The following is a 15628-nucleotide window of genomic DNA, read 5'->3' on the forward strand; positions in this document are numbered from 1 at the left end:
TATCCTCACAATTAATGAAGACAATCGAAGTCAAAATTCTCGACCCGCGCATGAATGAGCAATTGCCGGCCTACGCCACAGCAGGCAGCGCCGGTCTGGACCTGCGCGCCTGCCTCGACGCGCCTCTCACGATACGGCCGGGAGAAACGCATCTTGTTCCCACGGGCCTGGCGATTCACCTTGCCGATCCTCGCTACGCCGCGATGATCCTGCCACGCAGCGGCATGGGCCACAAGCATGGCATCGTACTGGGAAATCTGGTCGGTCTGATCGATTCCGATTACCAAGGCCAACTGATGGTGTCGACCTGGAATCGCGGCCAGACCGAATTCACCCTGAACCCGATGGAGCGACTCGCTCAACTGGTGATCGTCCCCGTGCTGCAGGTCGGTTTCCAGGTCGTCGACGAATTCGATACCAGCGAACGCGGCGCGGGTGGTTTCGGCAGCACTGGAAAACATTGAAAAGGTTAGATTGATGCCAGTTATCACGCGACTTCGCCCGCTCCTGCGGATGGCAAACATGCGCAATGGAGTGTTAATCCCCGTAGCGCTTGTGCTGGCGGCATGTGCGACCACGACGCCTACCGCTCCGCCCGACGTGGTGCAAAAGCCGGCGGAACCTGCCGTGCGCCCCGCTCCTCCTGCACCGCCCACACAGGAAGATCTGGCGCTGGCGTCACTGGCAAGCTTGCAGGATCGTCTGTACCGGGTAGCTGCACCATTGTTGGTCAACAATGCGGAATTGTGCAAGGCGAATGCGCGCAATCTGCTCGGCTTCACTGCCAAGAACCGCTTCTCGTACTCAACCGAGTATGTCGCTGCCGCGCAAAAATCCCTGAAGCTCGGCGACAAGCTGCAGGTCATGGGCGTGCTGCCGGGTAGCGGCGCGGCTCGCGCCGGGGTGCAGGTAGGTGATGTGCTGCTGTCAGTCGAGGACAAGCAGCTCCCGGACGGCGAAAACGCCGAACGCCAGGCGGCCGGCATCCTGGCGCCGTTGGTCACCCGTCGTTCAACGGTGAAAATTGCCGTTCTGCGCGATGGCAGCAATCTGTCGTTGAATGTTCCGCTAACCTTTGCCTGCGCGTATGGCATAGAGTTGGGTAATACCGACAATGCGACCGCTTATGCGGACGGACACCGTATCCTGATCTCGCGCGGCATGATGAACTTTGCACGGACCGACGAAGAACTGGCCTATGTGCTGGCCAAGGAAATGGCGCATAACACGCTGGCGCATCCAACACGACAGCGCATGAGCGCCACGGTCGGCGGCATCATCGACAATCTGACGCGTATGCGACCCGACATGAGTTCCATGAGCGGCCTGGCAGGTGTCAAGCCGATGCCGCAAGAACTGGATGCGATTGCCGACCGGCTGTCGCTGTACATGCTGGTTCGTGCCGGCTACCAGGTGGATAATGTGGTGCCGTTCTGGCGCAGGGTTGCTTCGCAATATCCCGCAAGCATGCCGAACGGCTACACCGCAATGCACCCAGGGACGAACTTCCGTACCGCTGCAATGGAACGCACCTTGAAAGATATCCGAGCCAAGCAGGCTGCGAACAAGCCGATGATGCCGTAATTGCCGAAGGCAGAGGTCCTGTTCGCATAACGAACAGGACCTCATTCAGCTTGCACAGGCTTGTGCTGCTTCACAAGCGCCCTGCCAAGTTGGTTTGTCGACCTTATCGGATCAGTCGGTCTGAGCAAGGCTGCACCGGCACGGCGCTTTTTGCGGATAACTTGCGGCAAGCCGCTTGGAGAACAGGATGCCGTCCGTACCGAAAGCCGTTCTGGCAACCGCACCTTCGACAAAGCCGTTGTGGGCATAGAAGCCCTTTGCGGTAAGCGTGCTGTTCACCTGCAACTGAAGCACACCCCATTCTTTCGCGCGGCATTCCAGCGCTTGCAGCAGGGCTTTGCCGGTACCGCCAAATCGTGCCTCGGGACTGACGTAGCACAGGACGATCTTGCCCTGCCGCGTCATAATGGCAACGCCCGAAACAACGCCTGAAGACACAGCGACGATCGAATAATTCGCGTGGGACCCGAACCAGCAACGCACGGTTTCCGGCGTCTTGTTGGCGAGCCATGCCGATAGAATCGCGACATCATTGCGATGGTCATCGATACAACATTCTAAAATCGAACGGCGCAGAATATTGCATGCATCAATGGCGTCTTCCGGCCCTGCTGTTCGAATCTCGATGTTCATGTCTGCGGCAACTCGTTGGTACGGCTCAACTATAGGGCCTTTTCGAGTCACTTGTCATCAGGCACGCACCGGATGTTGCTTGAACGTTCAATACTCTTGCTTGCTTTGCAATGTATGCGATAAAAAGAAGCGCAGCATTTCGCGCGAAGCCTTCGGCCCACGGGTGTCGGTATACGAACCGCCCGACTCGCCCCCCAACCACGCGTGGCCGGCACCATGCACCAGCCAGTGCTCGCCGACGGGCCGGCCATCCTTATCCTTGTAGATGCGTCGCGTAAAGAAACGCCCTCCGGATTGGCCCGATTCCTCAATGACCGCATCCGTAGATCCGGGCGACGCCCTCAGGCATTGCGATATGGCTTGCTCGCCGTTCGCGGGATGGACGGTGGTATCGCGATCGCCATGGAATACCACAATCGGTACTACATGGGATAGCGGGGACACTTTCTTGCCGCGCTTTGACGGCATGCCTGTCTTGCCGAGGCCACCGTTCATTGCTCCAAATGCAGAAGGAACATCATGCGCGACGCGGTAAGGCAGGCCCGAATGCACACCGATTGCTGCATAGATATCCGGATAGGTTGCACCCATGACAGCCGCCATCGCGCCACCAGCCGAAAGACCGGCGACATAGACACGACTCCGATCGATATGGAACTCTTCAATCACCGTGCGCGTCATGTCGGCAATCAGCGAAGGCTCGCCAGCATCGCGCTTCTGGTCATTCGGCTGAAACCAGTTCCAGCAGTTCGATCCGTTTGCGGATTGCATCTGTTCCGGATACAGCACCAGAAAACCCTGCTCTTCCGCCAGCAAATTCATGCCGGTGCCGGTCGCAAAATCGTCGGGATTCTGCTTGCAGCCATGCAGCATCACCACGAGCGGCATCGGCTGGCCGACGTAGCTGCGCGGCACATAAAGTTTATAGTTGCGCCTGCCCGCTGCATTGGACTGTGATCTGGAAAGGAATTTTCCATGTCCGGCCTTATCTGCCCTGCCTGCCTTTCCGTGCCTGACGTCGCTGACGTCTTCAATGTCTTCGACAGGCTGACGATCCGCACTCGGGGTCCACTTGCCGGCCCATTGGTTGCGACGAAAAGGATTGATGTTTTTGGCGGTATCGAATGGCTGGGTGACGGTCGCTTCTTCCTCAGAAACCGGTTCGGATTCGGGACTTGCAGGCATGCCGTGCAACGCTCGCTGGATCGCTTCGGTGGCGGCCATCGGACCTGCACTCTGCAATATTTGGGTGGCTTCGCGCATGCGCGCGAGGAAGCCTTCATCGATTTTCATGGAATTCTTTCGCAAGTCGAGCCATTTCAGCCTGAGTGTGCCGGGCGAGAAAGAAATGGCGTTAATGAATACGTCCGGCCAAAGCAGCCTTGACGGCGGGAGTAGCGTGTAATGCTCCCAACACAGAGATGGAGGCTATCGTTGCGACAGCCAATTCCGGAGTGACGTCTGCGGCTATGCTCGCAAGTCCCAGCACCTGGATGTGCAGCACCTGCCCGGCTGCCTGCGCGGCTTCCAGGTCAGCGCGTGAATAATGCTGCAAGCCGAGGACCAGACTTTTTCTAGCGACCGTCTGGCGAATCACTTCGCCGTGGGATTGCAACTGATTGCGAATAGCAGTGCGGATCAGATCGGTACGGTTCGAATAGAAACCTTCCTGAACCAGTAAATCGATCTGCCCGAGGTCCACCGGCCCAAGATTGATCGTAATTTTCTCGCTATCGCCTGCCTTGGGCTTGGCTTCCGTTGCAACAATGTTGTTATTTGCACTCATCATCCACCATCCATTCACCATCTCTATGGATGGTAATTCGGGACGAATGAGCAAACTTCAAGAGTTGATGCAGAGATGCGAATAACTTGAGTGCACCTCTGCACAAGATTCAGTTACGCAAGCCGCAATTGCAGATTGCATAAGGTATTGGTCTAGTTCTATTACCGGATTTATTCAAACTTGCTAATTCCAGCGCCCACCCTGCCCGGCAACGCTGTAGCGGCCGGCACCGAGGAATGCGACGGCTAGCGCGGAAATCAGGAACATCGCCTGCAACTCCAGTGCCCAACCGCCGGTTTTAGCTAAAGTAAATATCTCGGCCGCGTGTACCAATGCGACCGCCACTACCATATTGACTGCGACTATCAGAGCGGCTGGACGCGTCATGACGCCAAACAATATCAATAGAGGTGCAAGCACTTCGCCGACGTAAACGAGATATCCGAATTCGGCCGGCAAACCTGTCTTCGCCACCATCGCGAGGATGCCATCGGCTCCTTTGATCAACTTCGAAATGCCATGAAAAAGAATCAGTATTGCAAGCGTGACACGAAGAATCAGTTTGCCGAAGTCTTCGGAGACATTACCGGTTTGTTTGTTATTCATAATGATTCCCTCTTCAATGGTCGGTATGTTGTAAGGATGCCCATCTTTTCCAGCCACTCTGGCCGAAGTGAAATATGAACACTTCGGCAATTTTCAGATCCATCTTAACGGTGAATAGTTCTTTGTGCATCATCCTATCGAACTGCGTCCCCAGTCGGCACATGAGAGATGCGCAGAACAAATGCTGACCATAGCCGGTCTACTTGTTTTCCAACGCATGCCATTTCATCAACCCCGATGTCGGCGTGACGACGCCGGCAATCACTTTCCCACTAGCAAAGCAAAGGAAGATCATGGCCACAACGAAAAATGTCGCAGTCATTGTCGGAAGCCTGCGCAAGGAATCGCTGAACCGCAAAATGGCGCTTGCGCTGGAAAAACTAGCTCCCGATACACTGAAGCTCGGTATTGTGGAAATCGGAAACTTGCCCTTGTACAACCAGGATTTTGATGATGATCCGCCCAAGCCGGCCCGCGATTTCAAGGACCAGATCCAGAATGCCGACGCGGTTCTCTTCGTCACCCCCGAATATAATCGCTCGGTTCCTGGCGTACTGAAGAATGCAATCGACATCGCGTCGCGCCCCTACGGAAAAAGCGCATGGGACGGCAAACCGGGCGCAGTGATCAGCGTGTCGCCGGGCGCGGTCGGCGGGTTTGGGGCCAACCACCATCTGCGTCAGTCTCTGGTGTTCCTGAATGTACCGGCCATGCAGCAGCCGGAGGCATATATAGGCGGTGCGGGCAAGCTGTTCAGTGACAGCGGAGATATCGCAAACGACTCTACACGAGAGTTCATGCAAAAGTTCTTGCAATCGTTTGCGCAGTGGGTAGAGCGGCATTCAGCGCGTTGACCCGGCGAGACGCCACTGCGCCTCTGTCCGCCGCCCTCTTACAAAAAGAGGCAGCGGACAGTAAGCCGAATAATCTCGCCCTCCGTTTTTCCTTCTTGCAGCGAAAATCTTTTGGCACGGTGGAATCAGTACTCCACCGTCGCCCCCTTGATCCCCAACTTATCAGCCAACACTTGCTTTAAGCCATCCGCCGGCGCAACGCGCCAGTCGTCGGCAAACCGGATTTCACAGCTGCCTACGCCTTCCTGCACATAGCGCAAGGTCAGTGGCAATCCATTTTCTGAACGATAGGGTGTCAATATCTGCTTGAGTTGTGTGGTATCGAGCCGCGTGCTGAGCGAGAAGCAAAATTGCCGCCCAAACTGCACGCGCGCCATCGCGACATCCATTACCTTGTCGGCGGAGACGCGGATGCCGCCGGCGAAGCGGTCTTCCGATACCTTGCCTTGCACGGCGAGAAATTCATCTTCCTTGAACAATTGCTTGTTCGGTTCGTACAGCTCGCTGTAGACGGTGACGTCGACCGTCGCCGTGCCATCATCCAGCGTCACGATCATGATTTTGCCGCGCTGGGTCATCTGGGTGCGTAGCGCGCTGATGATGCCGGCCATCAGACGCGGCTCGCGCGACGGTTCCAGACTGGACAATTTCGCGCGCGCAAACTTGCGGACTTCCTGTTCATAAGCATTGAACAGATGGCCGGACAGGTAGAAACCAAGTGCGATCTTTTCCTCGGTCAGCCTCTGCTTCTCGCTCCAGGAGGCGGCCTTGACGTATTCGGGCGGCGCTTCCATGTCGCCGTCGGGTCCGCCGAACAGACTGACCTGGTTGGCCGATGCTTCAGCCTGCTCCGCGCATTCCATTGCGTAGTTGACTGAGGCAATGAGCACGCCCCGATCGACGCCAAAGCAATCCATCGCACCGGCGCGAATCAGCGACTCTATGGTGCGGCGATTGATCTGCCGCTTGTCCACACGCTTGACGAAATCGAACAGGTCCTTGAAAGATCCTTCCTGACGCGCCGCCATAATCGCTTCGATCGCATTCTGTCCCGAGCCCTTGACCGCACCCAAGCCATAACGGATCTGCGTCGCCTTCTTGGCCGACTCGCCGACCGGCGTAAAGCGATAGTCCGACAAATTGATGTCCGGCGGCAGCAGCTTCAAGCCGCAGACATCGATCGCATCCTCGACCAGGATCTTGATCTTGTCGGTGTCATCCATTGCCAGCGACAAGTTGGCGGCCATGAATGCGGCGGGATGATGGGCCTTCAGATAGGCGGTGTGATAGGACAGCAGCGCGTACGCGGCGGCGTGCGACTTGTTGAAGCCGTAGCCCGCGAACTTTTCCATCAAGTCGAAAATCTCGTCGGCCTTTTCCTGCGACAGGCCGTTTTTCGCTGCACCCTCGCGGAAGATCAAGCGGTGCTCGGCCATCTCTTCCGGCTTTTTCTTGCCCATCGCGCGACGCAGCAAGTCCGCACCACCGAGCGAATAGCCGCCGATCACCTGGGCCATCTGCATCACCTGCTCCTGGTACACCATGATGCCGTAGGTTTCGGAAAGAATGCCTTCGGTACGCGGGTCCGGGTATTCGAATTTTTCACCGTGCTTGCGTCGGCAGAAATCCGGAATCAGGTCCATCGGGCCCGGTCGGTACAAGGCGACCAGCGCGATGATGTCTTCAAAGCGGTCAGGCCGGGCATCCTTGAGCATGCCCTGCATGCCGCGGCTTTCAAGCTGAAACACCGCGACCGTCTTGGCCTTGGTCAGCAGTTCGTACGACGCTTTGTCGTTGAGCGGCAATTTTTCAAGCGCAAAGTCCGACATCGCGGAATCGAGCTGCTTGATATAGCGGACCGCGCGATCGAGAATCGTCAGCGTGGTCAATCCCAGAAAGTCGAACTTGACCAGGCCGACCGCTTCAACATCGTCCTTGTCGTACTGCGACACCACACCGGAATCGCCACCTTGCGTATACAGCGGGCAGAAGTCGGTCAGCTTGCCGGGAGCGATCAGCACGCCGCCGGCATGCATGCCGATGTTGCGGGCAATGCCTTCGACCTGCTGTGCAAGTTCAAGCAGCTGCTTGACCTCTTCTTCGTTCTCCATCCGCTCCTTGAGCAGCGGCTCTTCTTCGATCGCGTCGGCGATCGTCACCAGCTTGCCCGGCTTGAATGGAATCAGCTTGGAGATGCCGTCGCAAAAGTTGTAGCCCATATCGAGCACACGGCCGACGTCGCGCACCGCGCCCTTTGCCGCCATGGTGCCAAAGGTCGCAATCTGCGACACGGCTTCGCGGCCATAGCGGTCTTTCACGTACTGAATCACGCGGTCGCGGTTTTCCTGGCAAAAGTCGATATCGAAGTCGGGCATCGATACCCGTTCCGGATTCAGGAAGCGCTCGAACAGCAGGTTGTATTCCAATGGGTCCAGATCGGTGATCTTGAGTGCGTAGGCGACCAGCGAACCCGCACCGGAACCCCGCCCGGGGCCGACCGGCACGCCGTTGTTCTTGCCCCACTGGATAAAGTCGGCCACGATGAGGAAGTAGCCGGGAAAGCCCATCTTGATGATGGTGTCGGTTTCGAACTTGAGCCGCTCCTCATAGCGCTGCCGGTTGGCCTCGCGTTTGGCCTGATCGGAAAACAGCTGGACCAGCCGTTCCTCGAGACCCCGTTTGGCTTCCGTGGCCAGGAATTCGTCCAGCGAGACGCCGTCCGGTGTCGGAAACAAGGGCAGCTTGGGCTTGCCGAGTTCGAGCTGAAGATTGCAGCGCTTGGCGATCTCGATCGAATTCTGTACCGCCGCCGGCATGTCGGCAAACAGTTCGGCCATCTCGGCCTGGGACTTGAAGCATTGCTGTTCATTGAAGCGCTTGACGCGACGCGTATTGGCGAGGATTTCGCCTTCGGCAATACAGGTACGCGCTTCGTGCGCAACGAATTCCTCGGCCTTCAGAAACTGTATCGGATGCGTTGCCACGACCGGCAGCTTCAGTTTGCTAGCGAGCGCCACCGCCTGCCGGACATGCGTATCCACGTTCGGCTGTCCGTAACGCTGGATTTCGATGTAAAACTGGTTCGGAAAAATGCGCGCCCAACGTTCGGCGCAACGCTGCGCGGCCGCCGGATTGCCATTGTCAAGCGCGATGCCGATGTCGCCGAAATGCGCGCCGGAAAGCGCAATCAGATCGCTGGCGCCGCCGTCTTCCAGCCAGTCTGCGCGAAGTTCCGCACGACCACGATGGATGTTGGTCAGCCATGCCCTGGACAACAGTTCGCACAGTTGCAGGTAACCATTGCGGTTTTTTACCAGCAGCAGCAGACGCGAGGGCTTGTCGCGATCGTCGTCATTGGTAATCCACACATCGCAGCCGGCGATCGGCTTGATGCCCTTGCCGCGTGCGGCCTTGTAAAACTTCACCATGCCGAACAGGTTGGCAAGGTCGGTAATCGCAAGTGCCGGCTGAGCGTCTTGGGAAGCCGCCTTGATCGCGTCATCGATACGGACGAGCCCGTCGACGATGGAAAATTCGGAATGAAGGCGGAGGTGGATAAATTGCGGAGAAGTCATCTTGTTATTTTACCGCGAGCGCCGGTTCCGGCAGGCATGCCGCGAGTCACTGTGGTGACATTGGCTATTGACAGTGCGCTACAAAAAGTTGCAATGAAAATTTGCGCTTCCACGGTGGAGCGAGCTATGTCGGCAGCGGCCGCAACGTATATAATGTTGGCAAATCAAAGACTTACCTAGAATCCCATGCAGTCGACCAATCCCTACGTCAACATCGCAGCGTACAAATTCATCACCTTCAATGACACCGCCGAAAAGCGGGCGGAGTTCCGCGCCCTATGCGAGGAGTTGGGGCTGAAAGGCACCATCCTGCTCAGTCCTGAAGGCATCAACCTGTTTCTGGCCGGTCTGCATGAACCGATCGACCGCTTCCTCGCCTGGCTGCGCTCGGACGAGCGCTTTGCCGATATCGAAGTCAAGGAAAGCTATTCGGACCGGCAGCCTTTCACCAAGATGCTGGTCAAGCTCAAGCGCGAAATCATCACGATGAAAAACCCGCTGATCAAGCCGGAAGAAGGCCGGGCTCCGGCGGTCGATGCAAAAACGCTCAAGCGCTGGCTCGACCAGGGTATCGACGATAACGGCAAGCCGGTCGTGATGATGGACACGCGCAACGCCTTCGAAGTGGATGTCGGCACCTTCGACAACACGCTGGATTACCGTATCGAAAAATTCAGCGAGTTTCCGGAAGTGGTTGCCAAACATAAGGACGAGCTTGCCGGCAAGACCGTGGTGACCTTTTGCACCGGGGGCATACGTTGCGAAAAGGCGGCGATCCACATGCAGAATATCGGCTACGACAGCGTCTACCAGCTGGAAGGCGGCATCCTGAAATACTTCGAGGAAGTCGGCGGCGCGCATTACAAGGGCAACTGCTTCGTGTTCGACTACCGTACCGCGCTCAATCCCAAGCTGGAAGCGACCGACACCAAACAATGCTTTGCCTGCCGCGCCGTCGTGACACCGCGCGAGCAATTGTCACCCTATTACATTCCTGGTCGCTCATGCCCGCATTGCAAGAAGGAAATGCAGGACCAAGAACAGGTGCAGGCGGACACGCGCTTAGGAATGTGTACGGAATAAGTTGCCGATTTGGACACGTCTGACGGGATGCGCTGCAAGGGGCCCGCCGAGGGGCGCGAGAAGGAGTCATAGCGAGCTATGGCGACGCCGAGCAACGCTGCAGCGCGCCCGTCAGACGTGAACCAAATCGGGAAATTATTTCGTGCACGTTCCTTAGCATAATCAAATCGGTCGCGAATTGAAAAAGCCGGTCTCCGTATATAACGAAGACCGGCTTTTTTATTGTCGCTGCGGCTGGTAAGACGTCGAAACAGGTTTCGCTGACGGTTTATTGCCTTATCACCGGCGAGCTGACAATCCTGCCTGTGCTGTTTCCCGAGACGCGTTGAACGACACCCTGCCTGCCGCATCCATCGACACCTTGCTCAGTCCGGCATTTGCTCCTGGGCCTGTCGGCATGGCATCGCTGCGTACGGACGGCACGAAATAGCTGGCCACTGTTTGCAAATCATCCGCATTCAGCGTGCCGGCCGCGTAGCGCAGGCGCAGATAGCTGATCAGATAGTTGTACCGTGCCTGGGCCAGGTCGCGCTGCGCGGTGTACAGCTGCTGCTGTGCGTTCAACACATCGAGGTTGATGCGCACACCGCCCTTGACGCTTTGCTGAGTCGCCTGCACCAGCAGGCGTGCCGAATCCACCGACTTGACCAGTGCATCGATGCGCGACGTGCTGCTCAACGACAGGTTGAATTGCTTGCGCAACTCAACCAGGACCTGACTAGTCTTTGCATCGAGATCGGACTTCGCCTTCAGGTGATTGGAAACTGCCTGGCTAGTTGCCGCAGTGACCGAGCCGCCGGAATACAGCGGAATATTCACTTGTACACCGACTGCGCGCACCGAAGAGTCCTGGTTGCGAGAAGTAACGGTCTCGGAACCACTCTTGTTCAGGGAAGCGATCAGATCGACGCGGGGCGCGTGACCGGCGCGATTTTTCTTGATCTCTTGCTCGGCGATTTCCACCGCATAGCGCTGCGCGGCAATCTCGGCGTTGCGCTCCATCGCCAGCGCCTTCCATTCGTCGAACGACGACGGCTGCATGGGACGGACCTTGAAGTCGTCGCCCAAGGGATCGAGCTGATTGATGTCGGTACCGACTATCGCGGCCAGATTGTTGCGGGCAGTGGTCATGCTGTCGCGCGCTTCCAGCAGCTGGGCTTCCGCCAAGTCGTAGCGGGCCTGCGTTTCCAGCATGTCGGTCCTGGTGCCTTCGCCTTTCTGGAACATGCGGTCATTCACCTGACGTTGCTCTGCGAACGTATCGCGCTGTATCGTCGCCAGCGCCAGCTGGTCTTCCGCATACTTGGCTTCGGCGTAAGCGCTGACCAGGCGCAGCACCAGATCCTGACCGCGTGCGCTGAACAAGGCATCGCTATAGCTGGTCTGGGCAATACCTTGGTTGTAGCGGGCCAGACCATCCAGATTGAAGAGCGGCTGGCGCAGGGTTACACCCTTCGCCGTGCTGCGGTAGTCGAGATCTTCGTTGCTCGGGTTCCCTAGAAAATCGGGCCGAGTCAGATCACCCTTGTTCTTGTATGTCGAATAGCTCGCACTCAGGCTAGGCAACAGGTTGGAACGTCCCAATACCTTGTTCTGCTGACCGGCCTCATTCTCATGGACTGCCGAGCGGTAAGTCGGGTCATTCTGCAAGGCCGATTCATAGGCTTGTATCAGACCGATCGCCGAGGCCTGGCCGGTCTGCGCGAGCAGCGCAGCGGCCAGAGCGGAAGCAATCACGCGCTTCTTCATCATCACTCGCAATTACTCCTCAGACAGCGATGTCTTGGCGCGATCGAAGATCGGCTTGAGCAGGTAGCTCATCATCGTGCGTTCGCCAGTCTTCACGAACGCTTCCACCGGCATACCGGCGCGCACCTGATGCTGCTTCAGCAGCTGCTTGCCTTCTGGAGTAACCATCGCCTTCATCTTGTAGTAAGGCTGCCCGGTCTTCTCGTCGACCAGACGATCTGCGGAAACCTGCGTGACCTTGCCGGGAATATTCGGCGTCTCGTTCTGGTTGAATGCCGGGAATACCAGATCGACCGCGAGTTCGGGATGGACCTTGTCGATCAAGTGGACCGGCACCTGGCCTTCAATGATCAGCGGATCATCCGTCGGGACCAGATCCATCATGCGGAACCCGCCTGGAATGACACCGCCCTGCGTGAATACGTTCATGCCGACGACCGTGCCGTCAACCGGAGCCTTGACCAGTACATTGGCAAGATCGAAGTCCTGGCTCTTCAGGCGGTTCTCCAGCGCTTCGGCTTCTTTTTGAACTTCGGTCAACTGGGTACGCACTTCCTTTTGATAGTCCTGCTGGCGTTGCAGACGGCGCAGCGTCAGTTCGGCGATCTGGCGCTGCGAACGGCCGATATTGCCGATGTTTTCGGAAATGCCGGCATTGATTTGCGCAAAGGTACGTTCGACTTCAAGCAGGCGGTTGCGCGCGATATAGCCTTCCTTGGCGAGGTCGCGCATGCCGTCCAGTTGCTCTTTCAGAAGCTTCTGCTGCTGCTTCTGGCTGTCCAATGCTTCCTGCAAACCGCTGACCTGCGCCTTGAGGCCGGCAATGCTTTCATCGACGCCTGCAAGTTCGCTTTGCAGCGAAGCCTGGCGCGACACGAACAGTTGCTGCTGCAGACTGATGTTATTGGCCACACGCGGATCGCTTTTCGCGTTTTCCAGTTCGGGCGGGAAAGCGATGGTCTTTTTACCATCGCGTTCGGCAACCAGTCGCGCTTCCGCCGCACGTGCAGTGAAATACTGTACACGCGTCATTTCGGCTGCCGACTTGGCCTGCACGTCATTCATCTTCACCAACGGCTGGCCGGCTTTGACAATGTCGCCTTCCTTGACCAGGATCTCTTCTATCGTGCCGCCGGTCTGGTGCTGGATTGCCTTGCGATTGCTGGACACGGTAACTGTGCCGCTGACCGGAACACCTTTGTCGAGCGGAGCAAACATGGCCCACAACAGGAAGCCGCCGACGCCGAGCAGGACAATCAGCCAGCCCAGCCGTGCATGACGCGTGGGATCGGTATCGACGTCGATCGGGGCGACGTCATGGGCGACGACTTCCGTCGCCTCTTTACTTTTCAACAGTTTCATTTGTGCTTATTCCTGTTCCGTCACGACAGCTGCGGCTGGTTTTCCGGCCTGCGCCTGTTGTTGAGCTTGCTGAGCCTGTTGTTGTGCCTGCAAGGCTTGCTGCTGGGCGAGCTGCGCCTGCTGTGCTTGCTGATTCAGCGCAGCCAGCACATCATTGGTCGGACCGAACATTTGCGCGACGCCTTCACGTACCAGCAACAGCTTGTTGGTGACGCCAATGACGCTGGTGCGATGCGTAATCAGGACGATGCTCTTGCCACGGCGACGCAGGTCGAGAATCGCAGCCACCAATGCCTGTTCACCGACGTCGTCCAGATTGGAATTCGGCTCGTCGAGCACGATCAGCGACGGATCGCCATACATGGCACGTGCCAGGCCGATACGCTGCTTCTGCCCGCCGGACAATCCGGCGCCGCCTTCACCCAGCGGTGTGTCGTATCCTTTCGGGAAGTGCAGGATCATGTCATGCACGCCGGCGCGCTTGGCCGCTTCGATCACCTTTTCCGAATCCACTTCACCGAAGCGGGCGATATTCTCGCTGACCGTACCGCCGAACAGCTCGATATCCTGCGGCAGGTAGCCAATATGCGGGCCTAGTTCATCCTTGTTCCATTGGTAGATGTCTGCCCCATCCAGACGCACCTTGCCCGCAGCCGCCGGCCATACGCCTACCAGCAGACGCGCCAGCGTCGACTTGCCGGAACCGCTGGGTCCGATCACGCCAAGCGCGTCGCCCGGCTGGATACCGAAGGTCAAACCTTTGATGACGGCTACCTGTGCGCCGGGCGGCGCGGCCATCACGCCTTCGACGCTCAATGCGCCTTGCGGCTTGGGCAGGGACATGCCGGCCTGGCGCGCAGGATTGTCGGCCAGCAGTTTGGACAGGCGCTCATAGGCGCTGCGCGTGCTGCTCCAGGATTTCCATACCCCGATCACCTGCTGGACGGGACCAAGCGCCTTACCCATCAGGATGGAAGCGGCGATCATCATGCCGGGGGTGATTTTGCCTTCTACGGCAAGCAAGGCGCCATAGCCAAGCACCAGTGACTGTAACGATGTCTGGAAGAACTTGGTGACGGCGGTAACGATGCCGGCTTTTTCACTGGCCTCTGCCTGCAGTTGCAGGAAACGGCCATGTAATTTGAACCAGCGCTGCATCAGGTTGGGCAGCATGCCCATCGATTCGATTACTTCCGCATTGCGCAGGTTGTTGGTCGCCAGCGTATTGGAAGCGATGGCCAGCGTATTCGCTTCGTTTAAGGGCTTCTTGGAAACTTTTTCATTGATGAATGCAAGCGCCACCAAGATCGCCGTTCCTACCAGCGCGAATATGCCCAGCGAGGGTTCGAACAAGAAGATGACGATCAGATAAATCGGGAACCAGGGCGCATCGAAAAATGCAAACAGTGCATTTCCGGTCAGAAATTGGCGCAGATTGGTCAGATCGGAAAGGGCTTGGCCGGCATTGCCGCCACCGCGCTTGAGGTTTTGCTCGAAGGCCGCAGTATAAACCCGCTTGTTCAACTGCATGTCGAGGCGTGCGCCGACGCGAACGAGTACGAAGCTGCGCACATACTCAAGCGCGCTCATCAACAGATAGGCGCCAAGCATGATAAGCGTAAGCATCAACAGCGTGATCTCGTTCCGGCTCGGCAGTACGCGATCGTATACCTGCAGCATGTAAATGGACGGCACCAGCATGATCAGGTTGATGATCGCGCTGAAAATACCCACTGTGCGGAACGCGCTTTTGAAACCGGCCAAGGCTTGGCCAATTTCATTTTGCGGAATTTGAAATTTCGATTTCATCTAGGAGGAGCTGGGCTGAAATAGGCAGAAAAAGCGGCCGATCCATGCAAGGCATGGGCAAATAGCAATCCGACCACGATCTCCGGAGCAAAGCGCTCTAGCGGCTCTATGAAAACACGACTGCAAGTTTTCATTTTGCCTCGAAAAATGTGACGGATATCACATCTCAGGAAGCTTACCACAGCACAATGTTGACCACCAGATTTTTTCAGTACGGAAAACAAAGCTTGTGCAGAATGCGCGTACCTTGCCACTTGGCCTTGCGTTTTGGTGTCCGACCGCCGTCCTGATGAATTGCTCTTACACATAATTCATCGAAAAAATGTCAGTGGCGGAGAATTAGTCTCTGCCCTTCCACATATGTTCCAAGGGCAAAAAAATTTCGAGTGGACCGTATAACTACTTTTTGTTTAAGTCCATCGATAAAGTTGACTAAGGTCGATCTGGTTTGTCCATCGGCATTAACGACAACATCCAGCATAGGTAAACTGCATATGGATACCACGATGCGTACGCTGCCTAAAATTTCATCAGTTCGCATGAGCAAGTCTATGCGCTCATGGAGATGACAAGGACACTTCCCACCT

General features: G+C 57.0%; 12 protein-coding genes. 4 read left to right on the top strand and 8 right to left on the bottom strand.

Annotated features, from left to right (window positions below):
- Positions 1–14: 14 nt before the first annotated feature.
- Together dut and D3871_RS15995 are read left to right on the top strand one after the other, a co-directional pair.
- On the top strand, positions 15–464 hold the full coding sequence (dut, locus tag D3871_RS15990; RefSeq protein WP_119770126.1) for a dUTP diphosphatase: 450 nt from the start codon (positions 15–17) through the stop codon (positions 462–464).
- 70 nt (positions 465–534) lie between these two features.
- Positions 535–1584: a M48 family metallopeptidase gene (locus D3871_RS15995; protein ID WP_233575674.1), complete on the top strand. Its 1050-nt coding sequence runs from the start codon at positions 535–537 to the stop codon at positions 1582–1584.
- 111 nt (positions 1585–1695) lie between these two features.
- On the opposite strand, the gene D3871_RS16000 is transcribed toward D3871_RS15995, so the two are convergent.
- The 4 genes from D3871_RS16000 to D3871_RS16015 form a co-directional block, all read right to left on the bottom strand.
- Positions 1696–2217 (bottom strand): GNAT family N-acetyltransferase, encoded by a 522-nt coding sequence (locus D3871_RS16000; protein WP_233575675.1) that lies wholly within the window; start codon positions 2215–2217, stop codon positions 1696–1698.
- 87 nt (positions 2218–2304) lie between these two features.
- Positions 2305–3510 (bottom strand): extracellular catalytic domain type 1 short-chain-length polyhydroxyalkanoate depolymerase, encoded by a 1206-nt coding sequence (locus tag D3871_RS16005; protein ID WP_119770127.1) that lies wholly within the window; start codon positions 3508–3510, stop codon positions 2305–2307.
- 61 nt (positions 3511–3571) lie between these two features.
- The gene (locus tag D3871_RS16010; RefSeq protein ID WP_233575676.1) at positions 3572–4006 is read right to left on the bottom strand and encodes a CopG family transcriptional regulator; all 435 of its coding nucleotides are present in this window, start codon (positions 4004–4006) and stop codon (positions 3572–3574) included.
- A gap of 180 nt (positions 4007–4186) precedes the next feature.
- Positions 4187–4609, bottom strand: a complete 423-nt coding sequence (locus D3871_RS16015; RefSeq protein ID WP_119770128.1) for a DoxX family protein — start codon at positions 4607–4609, stop codon at positions 4187–4189.
- A gap of 293 nt (positions 4610–4902) precedes the next feature.
- On the opposite strand from D3871_RS16015, the gene D3871_RS16020 reads away from it, so the two are divergent.
- On the top strand, positions 4903–5463 hold the full coding sequence (locus D3871_RS16020) for an NADPH-dependent FMN reductase (protein ID WP_119771387.1): 561 nt from the start codon (positions 4903–4905) through the stop codon (positions 5461–5463).
- A 125-nt stretch (positions 5464–5588) separates the two neighbouring features.
- On the opposite strand, the gene dnaE is transcribed toward D3871_RS16020, so the two are convergent.
- Positions 5589–9038, bottom strand: coding sequence for a DNA polymerase III subunit alpha (gene dnaE, locus D3871_RS16025; protein ID WP_119770129.1), 3450 nt, complete (start codon positions 9036–9038; stop codon positions 5589–5591).
- A 186-nt stretch (positions 9039–9224) separates the two neighbouring features.
- On the opposite strand from dnaE, the gene D3871_RS16030 reads away from it, so the two are divergent.
- Entirely contained in the window at positions 9225–10121 is an 897-nt protein-coding gene (locus D3871_RS16030; protein WP_119770130.1) for a sulfurtransferase, read from the top strand.
- 279 nt (positions 10122–10400) lie between these two features.
- Here the strand turns inward: D3871_RS16030 and D3871_RS16035 are convergent, their stop codons facing one another.
- From D3871_RS16035 to D3871_RS16045, 3 genes are read right to left on the bottom strand one after another with little or no spacing between them, the layout of a single operon-like run.
- A complete protein-coding gene (locus D3871_RS16035; protein ID WP_119770131.1) occupies positions 10401–11873 on the bottom strand; it encodes a TolC family outer membrane protein in 1473 nt (490 codons plus the stop codon).
- Positions 11874–11882: 9 nt separating this feature from the next.
- On the bottom strand, positions 11883–13232 hold the full coding sequence (locus D3871_RS16040) for an HlyD family type I secretion periplasmic adaptor subunit (RefSeq protein ID WP_119770132.1): 1350 nt from the start codon (positions 13230–13232) through the stop codon (positions 11883–11885).
- 6 nt (positions 13233–13238) lie between these two features.
- The gene (locus tag D3871_RS16045; protein WP_119770133.1) at positions 13239–15041 is read right to left on the bottom strand and encodes a type I secretion system permease/ATPase; all 1803 of its coding nucleotides are present in this window, start codon (positions 15039–15041) and stop codon (positions 13239–13241) included.
- Positions 15042–15628: the final 587 nt, after the last annotated feature.

Origin of the sequence: Noviherbaspirillum saxi, from assembly GCF_003591035.1 — a bacterium.
GTDB classification, from domain to species: Bacteria; Pseudomonadota; Gammaproteobacteria; order Burkholderiales; family Burkholderiaceae_D; genus Noviherbaspirillum; species Noviherbaspirillum saxi.